The sequence below is a fragment of the Clostridium ljungdahlii genome (assembly GCF_001636845.1).
GTDB lineage: Bacteria > Bacillota > Clostridia > Clostridiales > Clostridiaceae > Clostridium_B > Clostridium_B ljungdahlii_A.
In genome coordinates, this window is record NZ_LITT01000065.1 from 1 (window position 1) to 19,267 (window position 19,267).

The window sequence follows — 19,267 nt, forward strand, 5'->3', positions numbered from 1 at the left end:
GGAACTGGTGCTGGTCAGCATTTAGTTGTTGCAGATATAATCAGTGCCGGTATTGGAGATAGAGTTATTGTTTCAACCGGGTCATCAGCTCGAAAAATGTTAGATGAATGTGAGGATATCCCGGTTGATGCAGTTGTTGTTGGAATTATTGATGAAGACTGTAATGTAGAATAAACTCAGGAGGTACGGTAATGAGTATTCTTGATATGGTGCGAGAAGCTGGTGTTATTGGTGCCGGTGGGGCAGGATTTCCTACCCACGCAAAGCTAGCATCAAAGGCAGAATATATACTTCTTAATGGAGCTGAATGTGAGCCACTGCTTCGTGTGGATCAGCAGCTGATGAGGATGTTTCCAGATGAGATAATTAAAGGATTTGAAGCAGCAGGAAAGTTAGTAGGTGCAAATAAAGCACTTATGGGTATTAAAGGAAAGCATAAGGAAGTTATTTCTATACTTCGTAATAGAATCGAAGAACTTCAAGTAGGAGATTTTATTGAAGTAAAAGAAATTCCTGATATTTACCCTGCAGGTGATGAACAAGTTCTAGTTCATGAATTGACTGGAAGAGTTGTTCCTGAAATGGGTATTCCAATTAGTGTTGGTTGTGTAGTAGTTAATGCAGAAACAGCATTGAATATTTATCACGCTTCTATGGGAGTGCCGGTTACAGAAAAATATATCACAGTTGCAGGAGACATTCCTAAACGTTTGACTGTAAAGGTACCAGTGGGTACACCTGTTATAGATGTACTGAAGCTGAGTGGCATAGAAGATTTTGATGATTATACAGTTATTGATGGCGGCCCTATGATGGGACCTGTAAAGAGTAATGTAGATGGATATGTTACGAAGAAAAATAAGGGATTCGTAATTTTGAAAAAAGATCATCCTCTGATTCGTAAAAAATCTGTTAGCATAGAACAGGCGAAAAGAGTAAATAGGTCTTCCTGTGAGCAGTGCCGCATGTGTACAGATATGTGCCCTCGTTATCTTCTTGGACATAGTACACAACCCCACAAGATGATGAGAGCTTTAAATTATGCATTGAAGAATGTTGAAGAGCAGAAGATTGCACAGCTTTGCTGTCAGTGTAATTTATGTGAATTGTTCTCATGTCCAGCAGGACTTTATCCGAAATCTGCAAATCTCTATTTTAAAGGAAAATTAGCAGAACAGAACATAAAATATAAACCAATGAAGTCGGAATTTACTACCCGCAAAAGCCGTGAATATAGGTTAGTTCCAAGTAAGCGTCTTATTGCCAGATTAGGTTTGCATGACTTTGATAAGCCGGCTCCTATGACGGAAGTTGAAATAGTACCTGAAGAGGTCCATATTGCAACAAGACAGCATGTAGGAGCACCTGCAGTAGCAATTGTTAATGTTGGTGATCATGTAGAACTTGGACAACAAATTGGAAAAATTCCTGAAGGTAGTTTAAGTGCTGCTATTCATGCAAGTATTTCGGGAACAGTTGTGGAATGTGGAAATGATTTTATTGTGATAAGGAGGGGATAATATGTCACAAGCAATAGGAATGGTTGAGTTTACAAGCATTGCTCGTGGTATATATGCAGCAGACCAGATGGTAAAGACTTCTGAAGTGGAAATAGTCACAGCAGGTTCTTCTTGCCCTGGCAAGTATATCGCTATTGTTCAAGGTGATGTTGCAGCAGTTCAGGATTCAGTAAGTGTTGGTGTAAGATTTGCAGAAGAATTTTTAGTTGATTCTATTGTTATACCAAATGTCAACCCGGCAGTATTCCCTGCAATCACAGGTGCAACGATGCCAGATGAAGTTCAGGCTTTAGGAATTATGGAGTCTTTCTCCCTGTCAACAATGGTTATTGCTGCTGATGCAATTTTGAAATCTGCTGAATTGCAGCCGATTGAACTTCGTTTGGGAAATGGATTGGGAGGTAAGTCATTCTTTACTTTTACCGGAGATGTAGCTGCTGTTGAAACTGGTGTTGAAACAGGAAAAGCTATTGCAGAAGAAAAAGGGTTATTAGTAAATGCAGAGGTTATACCTTCACCGTCTGAAAGATTATTGGAATCATTGTTCTAATATATAGAACTTTTATAAATGAAAGGATGTGAAGGAATGAAAAAATTAATTTGTGTAAAAGATGTTGAAACTGCAGAAAAGCAGGGTCAAAAAGTAGTGTATATTAATTGTGATACAATTGTTACTCCATCAGCTAAAGATTTGGCTAGAAATAGTGGCATAGAATTTTCTACCGAAACTCCAGTTCCTGAAACAAAGAAGTCTTGTGAAGTAGAAGCTCCTTGTGAAGTAAAAGGTTCTTGTGAAACAAAAGCTTCTGAACTTGAAAAAGTTTTTGAAAATGGGATTGATAGTGAAGTAATTTATAAAGTATTTAAGGTAATGATGGATAAAGGACTTTTGAATGGAGTGATTGATTTGATTACTAATAAGAAGCCTTATCTTGCTGAGACTGACTCTATCGGTTTAAAAATTGTTCGTGGCAGTTCAGTAAAGTATGAAGCACTTGATACTGGAAATCCTGATGATAAAGTATTTTATCAGGAAATAATCAATGCAGATGATGGTTCCTCAATGAATGCGGGATTTATTACAATTGAAGATTGCAAATTTGACTGGGAAACGGAATGTCAAGAACTTTACTATGTTGTAGAGGGTACATTGACAGTAACAGTGGATGATAAAGTTTATACTGCACATCCTGGTGATTCAGTATTCTTCCCTAAGGGAGCTAAGATAGCATTTGGTTCACCTGACAAGATGAAAGCATTCTATGCTACATATTAGAATTTAGAATGCTTGACCAAAGTTTAGGAGGGTTAAACAATGCAGGCACTTGGGTTAATCGAAACAATAGGACTTATTGCAGCTATTGAGAGCGCAGATGCTATGCTCAAGGCAGCAGATGTGAATCTCTTAGAAAAGACATATGTAGGAGGAGGACTTGTTTCGATTGCTGTAACTGGTGATGTGGCTGCGGTGAAAGCAGCTGTAGACGCTGGTGGAGCGGCAGTTAGAAACATAAATGACACATTGCTTGTTTCACAACATGTGATTCCCCGTCCACATGAGGAATTAGATAATATAATTGTATCAGCAGTACCACTGAAAGATAGAAATATTCCAACTGTCGCTCCAGCGAAAAACCAACCAGAAGATGAAACAACAGTTGAAGTAATTGAAGAAGATACTGTAGAGGTTCCTGTTAAAATAGAAGATTCAATAGTAGAGGACTCAATAGAAGAGAATTCAACAGTGGAAAATCCAACAGTGGAAGACTCTAAAGAAGAGAATTCAACAGTAGAAAATTCAGAGAATGAGGAGCTTTTGCCAGAAAAAATAACTGATCCTTTGAAAATGGATTTGACTAAACTAAATAGGAGAGCTGTAGATAAGATGGTGCTTGACTATGGTTTAGAAAAAGCTATTGAGATTTTAAGTAAGTTTAAGGTAATAGAGCTTCGAAATCTCGCTCGTAAATATAAGAACTTTGGTATCAAAGGAAGGTCCATTTCTAAAGCAGACAAGAAGCTGCTGCTTATAGAGTTCAAAAAATATTATGGGCATAATTAGCCAGCTATAAAAATTGAAATATATAAATAATAAACAATGGAGGGAACACAATTGGAAAATTTTGATAAAGACTTACGTTCTATACAAGAAGCAAGAGATCTTGCACGTTTAGGAAAAATTGCAGCATGTGAAATTGCTGATTATACTGAAGAACAAATTGATAAAATCCTATGTAATATGGTTAGAGTAGCAGAAGAAAATGCAGTTTGCCTTGGTAAAATGGCTGCAGAAGAAACTGGTTTTGGAAGAGCTGAAGATAAGGCTTATAAGAACCATATGGCTGCTACTACAGTATATAATTACATCAAGGATATGAAAACTATCGGCGTTATAAAAGAAGATAAAAGTCAAGGTGTAATTGAATTTGCAGAACCAGTTGGTTTATTAATGGGTATTGTACCATCTACAAATCCAACATCTACTGTTATTTATAAATCAATCATTGCAATTAAATCAAGAAATGCAATAGTATTCTCACCACACCCAGCTGCATTAAAATGTTCAACAAAAGCAATAGAGCTTATGCGTGATGCAGCAGTAGCAGCAGGAGCTCCTGCAAATGTAATTGGCGGTATTGTTACACCATCTATACAAGCTACAAATGAACTTATGAAAGCTAAAGAAGTTGCTATGATAATTGCAACTGGAGGCCCTGGAATGGTAAAGGCTGCATATAGTTCAGGAACACCTGCAATAGGCGTTGGTGCTGGTAACTCTCCATCTTATATTGAAAGAACTGCTGATGTTCATCAATCAGTTAAAGATATAATTGCTAGTAAGAGCTTTGACTATGGTACTATTTGTGCATCCGAGCAATCTGTAATTGCAGAAGAATGCAACCATGATGAAATAGTAGCTGAATTTAAGAAACAAGGCGGATATTTCATGACAGCTGAAGAAACTGCGAAAGTTTGCAGCGTACTTTTTAAACCTGGTACACACAGCATGAGTGCTAAATTTGTAGGAAGAGCTCCTCAGGTTATAGCAGCAGCTGCAGGTTTCACAGTTCCAGAAGGAACAAAAGTTTTAATAGGAGAACAAGGCGGAGTTGGTAATGGTTACCCTCTATCTTACGAGAAACTTACAACAGTACTTGCTTTCTATACAGTTAAAGATTGGCATGAAGCATGTGATCTTAGCATAAGATTACTTCAAAATGGTCTTGGACATACTATGAATATTCATACAAATGACAGAGACTTAGTAATGAAGTTTGCTAAAAAACCAGCATCACGTATCTTAGTTAATACTGGCGGAAGCCAGGGAGGTACTGGTGCAAGCACAGGATTAGCACCTGCATTTACATTAGGTTGTGGTACATGGGGAGGAAGCTCTGTTTCCGAAAATGTTACTCCATTACATTTAATCAATATAAAGAGTGTTGCATATGGCCTTAAAGATTGCACTACATTAGCTGCAGAGGATACAACTTTCAATCATCCTGAACTTTGCGGAAGCAAAAATGACTTAGGATGCTGTGCTACAAGCCCTGCAGAATTTGCAGCAAATAGCAATTGTGCTAGCACTTCTGCAGATACTACCGATAATGATAAACTTGCTAGACTTGTAAGTGAATTAGTAGCTGCAATGAAGGGAGCTAACTAAAATGGACAAGTACGAAGCTGTTATAAAGCTTTTATTGGAAGCTGTTCAAGGTAATCAGTCTTCTACAGGGACAAAACAAGATACAAATGAAATCCCGGTTGGAGTTTCAAACCGTCACATTCATCTTTCACAAGCAGATTTTAATATCTTGTTTGGAGAAGGATACCAGGTAACAAAAATAAAGGATTTAGCACAGCCAGGACAGTATGCTTGTAAAGAAACAGTAACAGTATGTGGACCAAAGGGAGCTATTGAAAAAATTAGAATCCTTGGACCATTACGTAGTAAGACACAGGTAGAAATTCTAAGAGGAGATTCTTTCAAATTGGGAGCAGCTCCAGAAGTAAGGATGTCCGGAGATTTACACGGAACACCTGGAATTACCATAATAGGACCAAAGGGATCTGTTCAAATAAGGGAAGGTGTGATTGTTGCACAAAGACACATTCACATGACTCCTGCAGATGCACAACATTTTAATGTGCATGATGGACAGACAGTAAGTATTAAAGTTGATGGATTACGTGGTGGAATTTATAATAATGTTGCAATTAGAGCAAATGATACCTCAGCTTTAGAATGCCATATTGACACAGAAGAAGCAAATGCTATGTGTGTTGGCAACTCATCAAAAATTACAATAGTAAAATAGTAAAATTATAAATCATAAAATAACAGTATTTGGAGAGGAGAAATAAAAATGAAATCTGATGCATTAGGAATGATTGAAACAAAGGGGTTAGTAGGTTCTATAGAGGCTGCAGATGCAATGGTAAAGGCAGCTAACGTTAACTTAATAGGAAAAGAACATGTTGGCGGCGGTCTTGTAACAGTAATGGTAAGAGGAGATGTAGGAGCAGTAAAGGCAGCTACTGATGCTGGTGCTGCTGCAGCACAACGTGTTGGAGAATTAGTTTCTGTTCATGTTATTCCTCGTCCACACGTTGAAGTTGAAACTATCCTTCCTAAAACTGGTTTAAAGGAAGACTAATATTAGAAAATACAGGATATAAGATACAAAGTATAAAATAAAAAAAATAAATTATAAACTAGGAGGAAATAAAAATGAAATATGATGCATTAGGAATGATTGAAACAAAAGGTTTAGTAGGTTCAATTGAAGCTGCAGATGCAATGGTTAAGGCAGCTAATGTTTACTTAATAGGAAAAGAACATGTTGGCGGCGGTCTTGTAACAGTAATGGTAAGAGGAGATGTAGGAGCAGTAAAGGCAGCTACTGATGCTGGTGCTGCTGCAGCACAACGTGTTGGAGAATTAGTTTCTGTTCATGTTATTCCTCGTCCACACGTTGAAGTCGAAACTATACTTCCTAAAACTAATTTGAAGGAAGATGAAAAGTAGATTACAGTTTGCCATTTATTTAGTAAGGTATAAATGAATATTAAAAAATATATAAATCCCCTTATATTGATTATTTAAGGGGATTTTGTTTTAGGCAAGTTATTTTTTTTTACCCCAAAGTCTAATTAGTCTATCTTTAATTTTAGATTCAAATCCGTTGGATGTTGGATTATAGTACACAGTATTTTTATGAGAATCGGGCAAATACTGTTGATTTACAAATCCTCCATATGAGTGTGGATACAAATATCCAGTTCCGTGGCCTAACTTCTCTGAACCTTTGTAATGGGCATCTCTTAAATAAAGAGGTATTCCAGAATCTCTGCGTTTTCTAACATCTGTGAGTGCAGAATCAATTGCAACACAGCAGGCATTTGATTTTGGCGCTGATGCTACGTATATTGCTGCTTGAGATAGAGCATATCTACACTCAGGCATGCCTATCATATGTACAGCATTCATAGCATTTGTAGCTACTACTAAAGCCATAGGGTCAGCATTTCCTACGTCTTCTGAGGCCTGAATAGTAATTCTTCTTGCTATAAACATCGGATCTTCACCAGCATCTAACATTTTTGCGAGATAGTATACTGCTGCGTCAGGAGAACTTCCCCTAAGTGATTTTATGAAAGCGCTTATAGTATCATAGTGGGATGTACCTTGTTTATCGTACAATGTCATTTTCCTCTGGATACATTCTTTTGCATCGTCAGCAGTTATAAAAATTTTATCTTCCTTTCTTGATGAAGTTCTAACTGCCATATCTAAAGCATTTAAAGCCTTTCTTATATCACCATTACTATGTATAGCAAAATAATCAAACACTTTAGGATCTACTTCTATGTTGAGATATCCAAAACCTTTTGGACTTTTGATAGCATTATTCAATGCTTCCTTAACATTATTTTCGGAAAGATTTTTAAACTGAAAAATCATGGAACGAGAAAGAAGGGCATTATTAATTTCAAAATAGGGATTTTCTGTAGTAGCACCTATCAATATAATAATACCTTTTTCAACTGCATTTAAAACACTATCCTGTTGAGCTTTGTTGAATCTATGTATCTCATCAATAAATAATATTGTTTTTTTAGAGTAAAACTTTTGATTATCCTCTGCTTCCTTTATAATCTTTTTTACATCTGCTGTACCAGAATTTACAGCACTCAATTCATAAAAATTTGCCTTTGTTGTATTAGCTATAATTCTTGCCAATGTAGTCTTACCTACACCAGGTGGTCCGTAAAAAATAGCTGAAGAAATATTATCTGTAACTATTGCTCTATATAGCATCTTGCCTTTACTTAAAATATGCTCTTGTCCTATAAATTCTTCCAAGGTCTCTGGTCTCATTCTTTCGGCTAAAGGTTTTAATTCTTTATTATTTTTGTTGTTAGCAAAATCAAATAGATCCATAATTTCACCATCCTTTTAAAAGTATTCTATATTATTATACTGCAAAAGGGATTATTATTAGTAATAAAACCTTAGACAAAAAAATAGGAAAACTTAGGTGGAAAAAATTAATTTTTTTATTGTTGACAATTTTACTCGGATTTGATACTATAATATTAATTACAGTATCAAATCATACATCGATTTAAGGAAGTGATTAATTGAAGCTATCCACAAAAGGAAGATATGGGGTAAAAGCTATGGTAGATTTAGCTATTCACTATAGTGATGAGCCGTCATCTATAAAAAGTATATCGGAAAGACAAAATATATCAGAATATTATTTAGAACAGTTATTTTCGAACCTTAGAAAATCTAATTTAGTAAAAAGTATTAGGGGAGCACAAGGTGGGTATATTTTAAACAGAGAACCCAAAGATATAACTGTAGCTGATATAATGAAAGTTTTAGAAGGACCTATAGAAATCTCAGATTGTGTAGATGAAAATAATGAAAATTCCTGCAGTAATATGGATTGCTGTGCTACCAGGCTTCTATGGAGTAGAATTAAAGAAAGTATAGAACAGGTTATGAAGTCTACAACTTTACAAGACATGGTAGATGATTATATTCAAATGAAACAAGAAAAAACGAAAGGGGATATATAAATGAATAAGAAGGTTTACATGGACTATTCAGCTACTACCTATACAAAACCCGAGGTATTACAAGAGATGATTCCTTATTTTACTGAGAATTTTGGAAATCCATCTTCACTGTATTCAATGTCAGATGTTCCAAGAGAGGCAATTAATACAGCTAGACAAAAAGTGGCTAAGGCAATAAATGCAGATAAAAATGAAATATTTTTTACAGCAGGTGGATCAGAAAGTGATAACTGGATATTGAAAGGAATAGCTTTTGCAAATAAAAATAAAGGAAATCATATAATAACTACTAAGATAGAACATCATGCCATTTTACATGCATGTAAGTTCCTTGAAAAAAATGGATTTGAAGTTACTTATTTACCTGTAGATGAGTATGGATTTATAAATTTAGAGGATTTAAAAAAGGCAATTAAGGATACTACAATACTTGTATCTGTAATGTTTGCAAATAATGAAGTGGGAACCATCCAACCTATAAAGGAAATAGGTGAAATATGTAAAGAAAAGAAAATATATTTTCACACAGATGCAGTTCAAGCTGTAGGACACGTTAACATAGATGTAAAAGATATGAATATAGATGCTCTTTCTATGGCAGGACATAAGTTTTATGGACCTAAGGGAATAGGAGCAATGTACTTGAAAAAAGGAGTAAAAATTGAAAGCCTGATACATGGTGGTGCACAGGAAAGAGGAAAGAGAGCTTCCACTGAAAATGTCCCAGGAATAGTTGGAATAGGAAAAGCAATAGAATTAGCAACTTCTGAAATGAAGACAGAAAGTAAAAGACTTAGTGAATTAAGAGATAAACTTATAAAAGGATTAGTTGAAGAAATACCTTATGCTAAAGTAAATGGACCTAGTGGAGATAAGAGACTTCCTGGAAATGTTAATTTGAGTTTTATAGGAATAGAAGGAGAAACTTTGCTTCTAGATTTAAATGACGCAGGCATATTTGTTTCTACAGGAAGTGCTTGTGCATCGGCTTCATTGGATCCGTCACATGTACTTTTAGCGTTAGGGTTACCTCATGAAGTGGCCCATGGTTCTCTTAGATTAACTTTAGGTGCTGGTACCACGGAAGAGGATGTAGATTATGCACTGCAGGTAATTCCGAAGGTAGTAGCTAGAAGAAGGGCAATGTCACCGCTTTGGGAAGACTTCATTAAAACACAAAATAAAGGAGAGAAGGTAGAACAATTATGATGTACAGCGAAAAGGTTATGGATCACTTTAGACACCCTAGAAATGTAGGTGAAATTTCGGATGCAAATGGTGTTGGAGAAGTTGGAAATCCACAATGTGGAGATATAATGAAGATATATATAAAAGTTGAAGATGATGTGATAAAAGATATAAAATTTAAGACTTTTGGATGCGGTTCTGCTATAGCATCTTCCAGTATGGCAACTGAACTTATAAAAGGAAAAACATTAGAAGATGCATGGGAGCTTACTAACAAGGCAGTTGCAGAGGCACTGGATGGACTTCCACCAGTAAAGATGCATTGTTCTGTTTTAGCAGAAGAAGCTATCCATAAGGCAATAAACGATTATAGAGAGTCACAGGGACTTGAACCATGGGCAACTAAAAATCATTCTGAAACTATCCACGAACATGTTCATGGAAATTAATAATAATTTAGATAATGTATAAGTAAGTTTTCTGTAATATATAGAATTTTAACTTTGTTTACTAAATAAAAATATAACCTCTTTGTGGGGTTATATTTTTATTTTTTGGATAAACTACAAGTATATATTTTTAAATTAAGGTGATATCTTTGTATAGAATAAGAGATTTTATATTTATGGATACAGTAAATCTTTCAGGAAATTTACTGGGATTTATAAGTGATATATTTTTGGATTTTAACAAAAAACAAGTAAAGGGATTTGTTATAACTCCTAACAATATATTTAAAAAAAGTTTAAACGTATTTATAAAGGATGTAGTGAGTTTAACATCTGTAATAGTTGTTACTAATGCAAATAAGAATAAGTATTTTCAATTTAATGATATAAAGAGAATGAATGTAGTGGATGAAAAAGGATGTTTAATAGGAATGGTGGAAGATATATTATTTGATGAAGAAAGCTTTTGTATAAAGGCAGTTATACTCTCCACTGGATTTATAAATAATTTTATAAAGGGAAAAAAAATATTGCTTATAGATGATTTGACTTTAGGAGAAGAGAACTTATTTTACAGAGGGAAAAAAGAGAATTTAAAATTTTTTAATTCTCCCCATGCACTATTTAACTCAGATAAGACATCTGAAAGAAAATAGACTAGTATATATACTGACTGGTTATTTCTTTGAAAATGCCTAAGAAAGGAAAATACTCAGATATAATTAAAATTGTGGAAGATGATATGATGAATATTAGTAAAAATTCTGCCGTCAAATATGTACTTATAATAGCTATATTTGCAGCTGGTGCTTTGCTTGTTGCTAAAAGTTCTGTATTAAGGGAAATGTTATATTTGATTTTTATATCTTTTTTAATAGCGTATACTCTAAAACCTATAGAAATAAAAATGGTTAATGCTGGAGTAAATAAAAAAGTTAGTGCTATTATTATAATAGGTATATTGATTTTATTAGTTGTTTCTACATTTGCCCTTCTTATACCATCTTTATTTAAGGAAAGCTTAAACTTAAATGCCACTGCCGCCAGTATTCAGACATTAATAGACAAATTTTATGCAAAACTAAAGTTAATCCAGGGCAATAGGACAATGCACTTATTAGTAAATAATTTAAATAGAAGGATTGACAGTGAAATTGCCACTGTATTTGCTAAAATATTTGATTTCTTAATGAATATGGGAGAAAATATATTGTATTTAGTAGTTATACCAATAATAACTTATTATTTTTTAGCAGATGATAAATGTATAAATGAAAGCCTACTTTCGGCATTTCCAGTAAGTAGTAGAAAACCTATTAGAAAAATATGCTGTCATGCAGATAAGATATTAGGACGATATATAGCAAGTCAGCTCATATTGAGTGCCCTTGTAGGAATAGCTACCTTTTTAATACTTATATTTTTAAACGTGGAGTTTCCTGTAATATTATCTATATTAAATGCATTCTTTAATATAATACCCTATTTTGGACCTATATTTGGTGCTCTTCCGGCTATAGTTATAGCTCTTATAAAATCGCCAGAAACGGCTTTATGGACAGCAATATGGCTGTATTTCCTGCAGCAGATAGAAGGAAACATACTATCGCCTAAGGTTACAGGAGATAGCATAGATATGCATCCTCTTATAGTCATTCTTCTATTAATAGTTGGAGGAAAAGTATCAGGATTTATGGGAATGGTATTAGCAGTACCTTTTGGAGTTGTAGTTAAAGTTATATATGAGGATCTGAATTACTATATGTTTTAAGGATGATTTTTAATCTCTAATTAGGTTAAACTGAAATTAGTAATTTAAAAATTTAATGTTTTAAAGTTCTTAAAAAGTTTAAAGTTCAAATATCAAAGCTCAAATAATGATGACCTCCTTCGTACCTCAGGAAATCTATAATTTAATATTTTCTGACGTTAGGAGGAAAATTATTATTATCTGCTATTTGTCCTTTAGCAAATTGTAAATTACCAATTGCAGATTAGAAAAGCTGTAATATTGACATAAAAGTGTATTTAAATTATAATTTGTATCATAATGGAATATAGGCAATGAATAGAAAAAGTAAATATTTTATTATATAAAGAGAGGGAGTGGATGGTGTAAACTTCTTATAATATATATTGAAGCTATCTATGAGTCATAACATATAATTTAAGAGATACAGGTTTTTTGTTTTATATATCTGTTTAATTAGGGTGGTACCGCGGATTCAGCTTTCGTCCCTTTTCAGGGATGGAAGCTTTTTAATTAAAATTATTTTTTACATAATAAGATGACAAAATTTGATTACATATGAGTGAAGAGGAGAGATACATATGGAAAAATTAGGATTAAATCAAATTAGAGAGATGTATTTGAGTTTTTTTGAAAAAAAGGGGCATTTGAGAATGCCAAGTTTTTCTTTAGTCCCCAATAATGATAAGAGCTTACTTCTTATAAATGCAGGAATGGCACCTCTTAAACCCTATTTTACAGGACTAAAGGTTCCACCTAGAAAAAGGGTGACTACTTGTCAGAAATGTATAAGGACAGGGGATATTGAAAATGTGGGAAAGACATCCAGACATGGTACTTTTTTTGAGATGCTTGGAAATTTTTCTTTTGGAGACTATTTCAAAGAAGAAGTAATTCCCTGGGCTTGGGAATTTACTACTGATGTTCTAAAAATTCCTAAAGATAAATTATATGTTACCATATATTTAGATGACGATGAAGCTTATGATATATGGGTGAAAAAGACGGACATAGATCCATCTAGAATATTCAGATTAGGAAAAGAAGATAATTTTTGGGAACATGGAGCAGGACCCTGTGGACCTTGTTCGGAGATTCACTATGACAGAGGCCAAGGAAAGATAACTACAGTAGAGGAATTTGTAAAAGCAGGTGATAGTGACAGGGTAGTTGAATTTTGGAACTTGGTATTTACACAATTTGATAAAGATGAAGAAGGAAACTACAATAAACTTTCTCATCCCAATATAGATACAGGTATGGGTCTTGAGAGAATGGCAACTATAATGCAGGGTAAAAATAGTATATTTGAAGTGGATACTATAAATTCCATATTAAAAAAAGTTAGCAATATGTCTGGTATAGAATACGGAAAAAGTCAAAAAAGTGATATGTCCATGAGAATAATAGCAGATCATGTGAGAAGTGTTACATTTATGATAAGTGATGGAATACTTCCATCTAATGAAGGCCGTGGATATGTACTTAGAAGACTTTTAAGAAGGGCTGCAAAGCATGGAAAATCACTTGGTATTAAGGAAGGATTTTTGTATAAACTTACAGAGGTTGTCATAAACAATTCTTGTGGAAATTATTCTGAATTGAAGGAAAAAGAAGAGTATATAAAAAAGATTATAAAGCTAGAGGAAGAAAGATTTGATGAAACTATAGACAGTGGAATGCAAATTTTAAATGACTTTATATCTTACTTAAAGTCAAATAAAAATACTGTACTTGAGGGTGAAAAGGCATTTAAATTGTATGATACGTATGGTTTCCCTATAGAACTTACCCAAGAAATATTAGAAGAAAAAGGAATGACTGTGGATTTAGATGAATTTAATCAAAATATGAAAGATCAGAGGGAAAGAGCAAGATCTGCTAGAGCAGAGACAAATTATATGGGAGCAGAAGATACGTTATTAAATAAAATTCCTTTTGAAATAAATACTACATTTGAAGGGTATGATAGATTAAAATCTACTTCCAAAGTTAAACTAATTGTAAAAGATGAAGAATTTGTATCTGTGTTAAATGAAGGAGAAGAAGGAGTTATTATAACTTCTAACACGCCTTTTTATGCTGAAATGGGAGGCCAGGTAGGAGATAAGGGAACTGTATTTAATGAAAACTTCAAAGGAGAAGTTTTAGATTGTAAGAAAAATCTAGCGGGAAAGGTACTACATTTTGTTAAGGTTATTTCAGGAAATATAAACTTGGAGGATACAATTGAACTGAGTGTATGCGAGGATAGAAGAAATAATATAAGAAAAAATCATACTGCAACTCATCTATTAGATTCTGTTTTAAAGCAAGTTTTAGGAGAACAGGTACATCAGTCTGGTTCTTATGTAGATGAAGCTAGGCTAAGGTTTGATTTCAATCATTTTGAAGCTGTAAGCTATGAAAAATTAAGGAATATTGAAAACTTGGTAAATGAAAGTATAATGAAAGTTTATCCTGTAAAGACAACTATAATGTCCTTAGAGGAAGCTAAAAAAAGTGGTGCAATAGCACTTTTTGACAACAAATATAAAGATGAAGTAAGGGTAGTTTCCATAGGAAATTTCAGCAAGGAACTTTGTGGAGGTACTCATGTAAGTAATTCTGGAGAGATAGGCTTGTTTAAAATAACTTCTGAAACTGGAATAGCAGCTGGTATAAGAAGAATAGAAGCGTTTACAGGTAAGATGGCTACTGAATATGTTAATTCAAAAAGTGATATACTAAGAGAAATATCAAGTAAACTGAAATGTTCTGAAAAAGAAATTGTCCATAAATTGGATTTGCAGTCTAGTGAACTGAAGGAATTGGAAAAGAAAATTGAAGAATTAAAATTGAAAGTGGCAGGAAGTGCAGAAGATGATATTTTAAAGTCAGTGGAGAAAATAAAAGGAATAGATCTATTTACAGGTGTATTGAAAGATGTAGATGGAAATTCACTTAGGGAATTAGCTGATAAAATCAGAAGCAAATCTGAAAATTGTGTAGTTTTGCTTGGAAGCAGCACAGGAGAAAAAGTGCAACTTGTAGCTATGGCAACTAAAGAAGCAGTAAAAAGTGGAATACATTGTGGAAAAATTATAAAGGAAGTTGCAGCCATTACAGGCGGCGGTGGTGGTGGAAGACCTGATATGGCTCAAGCAGGAGGAAAACTTCCAGATAAGTTACAAGAAGCTATAGGAAAAAGCAACACAATTATTACAAAATTAGTTAAGTAGTATACATTTTATGAAATATGTTTTATAATATATTTATTAGAATGTTAGCGGGGTGATATATATGAGCAACGATAATACTATTCAGTTTGACATTTCTGAAAGTAAAAAAGCATTGACAAAGGAAATATTGACTGAGGTTTATGATTCGCTAATTAAAAAAGGCTATAATCCAGTAAATCAATTAGTGGGATACTTGATTTCTGGTGATCCAACGTATATAACAAATTATAATGGAGCAAGGTCATTGGTTAGGAAGCTTGAGAGAGATGAAATACTTGAAGAAGTCTTAAAAGCATACTTAGACATAAAATAAAAATGTCCTTTTGGACATTTTTATTTTAAATATGACAATAATATAAAGTAGGAGAGTGAAAGTTTGAGAATACTCGGATTAGATATAGGGGACAGAACTATAGGGGTGGCACTAAGTGACCCACTTGGGATAACGGCACAAGGAATTACTACTGTGAGAAGAAAAAATCAGGAAAAAGATATTGAGGAATTAAAGTCTATATGTGAAAAATACGGTGTGGAACTTATTGTTTCTGGACTTCCTAAAAATATGAATGGTACGCTAGGTCCTCAGAGTGAAAAAGTGTTAAGTTTTTGCAAGGTTATAGAGCAAAGTATAAAAGTACCCATAAAGATGTGGGATGAAAGATTAACTACTGTAGCAGCTCATAGAGCTATGATAGAGGGAGATTTATCTAGGGCAAAGAGAAAAAAAATAGTAGATAAGATGGCAGCTATTTATATACTTCAAGGATATTTGGACAGCATTTCAAAATAGTATCAAGTGAAACTTGTTTGAACTTATTTATAGGAATACATAAGTTTTTTATTATAACCTTGAAGAAAAGTGGAAAACTAAAATCTATAATTGTTGTGAAGATTTTTACAAAGTATCGCTAAGTGTTAAAGAGAGTAGTTATTGAATAAATCCGGATTTAGAAGAAAGGAAAACTCAATATGGATAATAACAATAGTGCATCAGATTTAGTATTAGAAGATGAAAATGGGAAAAAGGTTAAGTTCCAGGTGGTCACTAAATTTGATATAAAAGAAGAAGAATATATAATTGCAGTACCTGAAGAATGTGCTGATGAAGATACAGCTATAGCACTTAAAATAGTAAAAGATGATAATGGAGAAGAAGTTCTTGTAACAGTAGAAGATGAGGATGAATTTGATAGGGTTTTAGAAGTTTATGAAAGCTTATTTGGAAATGAAGCTTAGTTAATATAAAAGCTAAAGGCTAAAAGCTGTGCCTTAGATAGCTTTTAGCCTTTAGCTTTTATATTAATTGATTTTCAATTGACAATAACTTTATACTATATTAAACTTATAGTATTGTAATTTTTAAACAGTGTTTTTATCCGATGGTTACCATCTGTAATACTACCATCACATACAGTTGGGCAGCAGAAAAGGTAGTCATGGGACAAATTTAGGTTGAAATGGGGTATAGTAATGCCAAAACTTTCCTCTTCAGAAATAGAGAGATTAAAAAATAGCTTAAAAGAAAAAGGATATAAACTTACGCCACAGAGGCGTGCTGTAGTTGATATTATAATAAGAAATGAAGGAAAACACCTTACTACAGAAGAAATATATGATCAGGTTAAGAGTGAATGCCCTGAAATTGGTTTGGCTACAGTTTACAGGACAGTACAGCTTTTAGAGGATATAGGCGTTATATGTAAATTGGATTTAGAGGATGGATGCAATAGATACGAAATAGTGCATGAAGAAGAAAATCATCAGCATCATCATTTAATATGTACTAAATGTTCTAAGATAATTGAAGTAACGGATGATTTGTTGGAACCTTTAGAAAAAAAGATAGAAGAAAAGTATGATTTTAAAATTTTAAACCATAGTTTAAAATTTTATGGCATATGTAATAAATGTACAAAAAAATCAAAATAAGTATAAAAAACTAAAATATAAAAAAGGAGGGAAGATTTTTTTGCGTAAAGAAAAAGATAAAGTAAAAGTCATTCCATTAGGTGGTCTAGGTGAAATAGGAAAGAATCTTACAGTAATAGAGTATAAAAATGACATAATAGTAATTGATTGTGGCCTAAAGTTTCCGGATGAAGAAATGTTGGGTATAGATATAGTTATACCAGACATTACCTATTTAAAAAAGAACATTGATAAAATAAGAGGTATATTTTTAACTCATGGGCATGAGGATCACATAGGAGCATTGCCTTATGTATTGAAAGAAATCAATGTTCCAGTGTACGGTACGAAGTTAACTCTTGGAATTGTTGAGAGTAAGTTAAGGGAACATAACTTAAATAATGTAGTAAAATTGAAGTGTGTAAAAGCAAAGGACATAATTAAATTGGATAGTATGTCTGTGGAATTCATAAGAACTAGTCACAGCATAGCTGATTCAGCTGCCCTTGCAATACACACACCAATTGGCATTATACTTCATACTGGTGATTTTAAAGTGGATTATACACCAATTGATGGAAGTGTAATTGATTTTGCCAGACTTGCAGAACTAGGTAAAAAAGGCGTAATCCTTATGTTAGCAGATAGTACTAACGTAGAAAGACCGGGATATACTATGTCTGAAAGGACTGTAGGAAAAACTTTTCAAAAGTTTTTTGCACTTGCAAAAAGTAGAATAATAGTGGCTACATTTGCCTCTAATATTCATAGAATACAACAGGTAATTACTGCTGCTGAAAAATATGACAGAAAAGTTGCAATATCTGGAAGAAGTATGGAAAATATAATGGAGGTAGCTACCAATTTAGGATATATAGATATTAAGAAGAATACCCTTATTAATATAGATAATATAAATAGATATCCGGGTAATAGAATAGTTATAATAACTACTGGAAGTCAAGGCGAACCTATGTCGGCTCTTTCAAGGATGGCAGCTTCTGAACACAAGAAAGTAAATATTATTCCAGGAGATACAATAATAATTTCAGCAAATCCTATACCTGGAAATGAAAAATTAGTTTCCGGAGTTATAAACCAACTGTTTAAAAAGGGAGCAGAAGTAATATATGAAGCATTGGCAGATGTGCATGTTTCAGGTCATGCCTGTCAGGAAGAGTTAAAATTAATTCATACTCTTGTAAAACCTAAATTTTTTATGCCAGTACATGGAGAATACAGGCATTTGAAGCAGCACAAAGACCTTGCTGTAAGCTTAGGAATGCCTTCAAACAATGTAATTATAGCAGATAATGGAGATGTAATAGAAGTTTCCAGAGACTCTATAAAGAAAACGGGTACAGTAGTATCTGGGCAGATATTTGTAGATGGACTTGGAGTAGGAGATGTTGGAAATATAGTTTTAAGAGACAGAAGACATCTTTCACAAGACGGTATACTTACAGTAGTAATTACCATTGAAAAACAAACTGGCACTGTTATTGCTGGTCCTGATATAATATCTAGGGGATTTGTATATGTAAGAGAATCAGAAGATTTAATGGAAGAAGCAAAGGAACTTGTACGAGGTGCATTAAATGAATGTGAGGAGAAGCACATTACTGAATGGGCAAGCATAAAATCAAATGTAAAAGAAGTCCTCAGATCATTCTTATACGAAAAGACAAAGAGAAAACCAATGATATTACCTATAATTATGGAAATATAATGTTTGGAAATATTGTCTAGGGAGGATGGTTCAAATGAGTATATGTGATAAAGCAAGTGAGCTTGCAGCAGAGCTTAAAAACTGTGAAGAAGTGACTGCATTAAGAGAGGCAAGTAAGGAAATAGAAAAAAGTGAAGCAAATATAAAAATGTTAGATGACTTTAGAAAAATACAAATGGAGGCTTATTCAGAACAAATGCAAAATGGAGAGGTCTCTGAGAAAACTAAACAAAAATTTAAAAATATAGGTTCTGTAGTATCTATGAATCCTTCTGTAAATAAGTATATACAGACAGAACAGAGATTCAGTATTATGTGGCAGAATATATTAAAGGTGCTAAATGATGCCATAGGAATAGACTTTTCTTTTGGAACAGGTAAAAATAAAAAATAGTTTTTACGTGAAAACC

22 protein-coding genes and 1 other annotated feature are annotated in these 19,267 nt (G+C 33.5%); of the genes, 21 read left to right on the top strand and 1 reads right to left on the bottom strand.

The annotated features are described in order from the left end of the window. From WY13_RS19530 to eutM (WY13_RS19570), 9 genes are all read left to right on the top strand, one after another. The coding region (locus tag WY13_RS19530) for a EutN/CcmL family microcompartment protein (protein ID WP_192845065.1) at positions 1–174 on the top strand (174 nt) is incomplete at its 5' end. Positions 175–191: 17 nt separating this feature from the next. After that, positions 192–1,520, top strand: a complete 1,329-nt coding sequence (locus WY13_RS19535; protein ID WP_063557235.1) for a 4Fe-4S dicluster domain-containing protein — start codon at positions 192–194, stop codon at positions 1,518–1,520. A 1-nt stretch (position 1,521) separates the two neighbouring features. Continuing rightward, complete coding sequence (locus WY13_RS19540; protein WP_063556280.1) at positions 1,522–2,070, top strand: BMC domain-containing protein; 549 nt, start codon at positions 1,522–1,524, stop codon at positions 2,068–2,070. A 36-nt stretch (positions 2,071–2,106) separates the two neighbouring features. Next, on the top strand, positions 2,107–2,796 hold the full coding sequence (locus tag WY13_RS19545; protein WP_063557236.1) for a cupin domain-containing protein: 690 nt from the start codon (positions 2,107–2,109) through the stop codon (positions 2,794–2,796). 39 nt (positions 2,797–2,835) lie between these two features. Further along, positions 2,836–3,582, top strand: coding sequence for a BMC domain-containing protein (locus WY13_RS19550; RefSeq protein WP_063557237.1), 747 nt, complete (start codon positions 2,836–2,838; stop codon positions 3,580–3,582). A 51-nt stretch (positions 3,583–3,633) separates the two neighbouring features. Further along, positions 3,634–5,187: an acetaldehyde dehydrogenase (acetylating) gene (locus tag WY13_RS19555; protein WP_063557238.1), complete on the top strand. Its 1,554-nt coding sequence runs from the start codon at positions 3,634–3,636 to the stop codon at positions 5,185–5,187. Between the two features lies 1 nt (position 5,188). Further along, positions 5,189–5,839, top strand: coding sequence for a phosphate propanoyltransferase (locus WY13_RS19560; RefSeq protein ID WP_063557239.1), 651 nt, complete (start codon positions 5,189–5,191; stop codon positions 5,837–5,839). A 48-nt stretch (positions 5,840–5,887) separates the two neighbouring features. Continuing rightward, the gene (gene eutM, locus WY13_RS19565) at positions 5,888–6,178 is read left to right on the top strand and encodes an ethanolamine utilization microcompartment protein EutM (RefSeq protein WP_013237863.1); all 291 of its coding nucleotides are present in this window, start codon (positions 5,888–5,890) and stop codon (positions 6,176–6,178) included. Between the two features lie 74 nt (positions 6,179–6,252). Beyond that, positions 6,253–6,549 (top strand): ethanolamine utilization microcompartment protein EutM, encoded by a 297-nt coding sequence (eutM, locus tag WY13_RS19570; protein ID WP_013237864.1) that lies wholly within the window; start codon positions 6,253–6,255, stop codon positions 6,547–6,549. Between the two features lie 99 nt (positions 6,550–6,648). On the opposite strand, the gene WY13_RS19575 is transcribed toward eutM (WY13_RS19570), so the two are convergent. Continuing rightward, positions 6,649–7,965, bottom strand: coding sequence for a replication-associated recombination protein A (locus tag WY13_RS19575; protein WP_063557240.1), 1,317 nt, complete (start codon positions 7,963–7,965; stop codon positions 6,649–6,651). A 200-nt stretch (positions 7,966–8,165) separates the two neighbouring features. Here WY13_RS19575 and WY13_RS19580 point away from each other — a divergent pair, with 200 nt between their 5' ends. From WY13_RS19580 to WY13_RS19635, 12 genes are all read left to right on the top strand, one after another. After that, complete coding sequence (locus WY13_RS19580; protein ID WP_013237875.1) at positions 8,166–8,612, top strand: RrF2 family transcriptional regulator; 447 nt, start codon at positions 8,166–8,168, stop codon at positions 8,610–8,612. Then, positions 8,613–9,821, top strand: coding sequence for a cysteine desulfurase NifS (gene nifS / locus WY13_RS19585; protein ID WP_063557241.1), 1,209 nt, complete (start codon positions 8,613–8,615; stop codon positions 9,819–9,821). Beyond that, entirely contained in the window at positions 9,821–10,249 is a 429-nt protein-coding gene (gene nifU, locus WY13_RS19590) for a Fe-S cluster assembly scaffold protein NifU (protein WP_156499090.1), read from the top strand. Before nifS ends, nifU begins: the two co-directional genes overlap by 1 nt. A gap of 140 nt (positions 10,250–10,389) precedes the next feature. Further along, positions 10,390–10,905 (top strand): PRC-barrel domain-containing protein, encoded by a 516-nt coding sequence (locus WY13_RS19595; RefSeq protein ID WP_242866553.1) that lies wholly within the window; start codon positions 10,390–10,392, stop codon positions 10,903–10,905. A gap of 35 nt (positions 10,906–10,940) precedes the next feature. Continuing rightward, a complete protein-coding gene (locus WY13_RS19600; protein WP_242866554.1) occupies positions 10,941–12,020 on the top strand; it encodes an AI-2E family transporter in 1,080 nt (359 codons plus the stop codon). Positions 12,021–12,304: 284 nt separating this feature from the next. Further along, positions 12,305–12,492, top strand: a binding site (T-box leader). An 88-nt stretch (positions 12,493–12,580) separates the two neighbouring features. After that, entirely contained in the window at positions 12,581–15,220 is a 2,640-nt protein-coding gene (alaS, locus tag WY13_RS19605; protein ID WP_063557244.1) for an alanine--tRNA ligase, read from the top strand. A gap of 61 nt (positions 15,221–15,281) precedes the next feature. Then, the gene (locus WY13_RS19610; protein WP_013237881.1) at positions 15,282–15,533 is read left to right on the top strand and encodes an IreB family regulatory phosphoprotein; all 252 of its coding nucleotides are present in this window, start codon (positions 15,282–15,284) and stop codon (positions 15,531–15,533) included. Positions 15,534–15,596: 63 nt separating this feature from the next. Then, positions 15,597–16,010: a Holliday junction resolvase RuvX gene (ruvX, locus tag WY13_RS19615; RefSeq protein WP_063557245.1), complete on the top strand. Its 414-nt coding sequence runs from the start codon at positions 15,597–15,599 to the stop codon at positions 16,008–16,010. A gap of 179 nt (positions 16,011–16,189) precedes the next feature. Then, positions 16,190–16,456, top strand: coding sequence for a DUF1292 domain-containing protein (locus WY13_RS19620; protein ID WP_063557246.1), 267 nt, complete (start codon positions 16,190–16,192; stop codon positions 16,454–16,456). Between the two features lie 234 nt (positions 16,457–16,690). Continuing rightward, the gene (locus WY13_RS19625; protein WP_013237884.1) at positions 16,691–17,149 is read left to right on the top strand and encodes a Fur family transcriptional regulator; all 459 of its coding nucleotides are present in this window, start codon (positions 16,691–16,693) and stop codon (positions 17,147–17,149) included. 40 nt (positions 17,150–17,189) lie between these two features. Beyond that, positions 17,190–18,857, top strand: coding sequence for a ribonuclease J (locus WY13_RS19630; RefSeq protein ID WP_063557347.1), 1,668 nt, complete (start codon positions 17,190–17,192; stop codon positions 18,855–18,857). 34 nt (positions 18,858–18,891) lie between these two features. After that, entirely contained in the window at positions 18,892–19,251 is a 360-nt protein-coding gene (locus WY13_RS19635; RefSeq protein WP_063557247.1) for a YlbF family regulator, read from the top strand. The last annotated feature ends 16 nt before the right edge of the window (positions 19,252–19,267 follow it).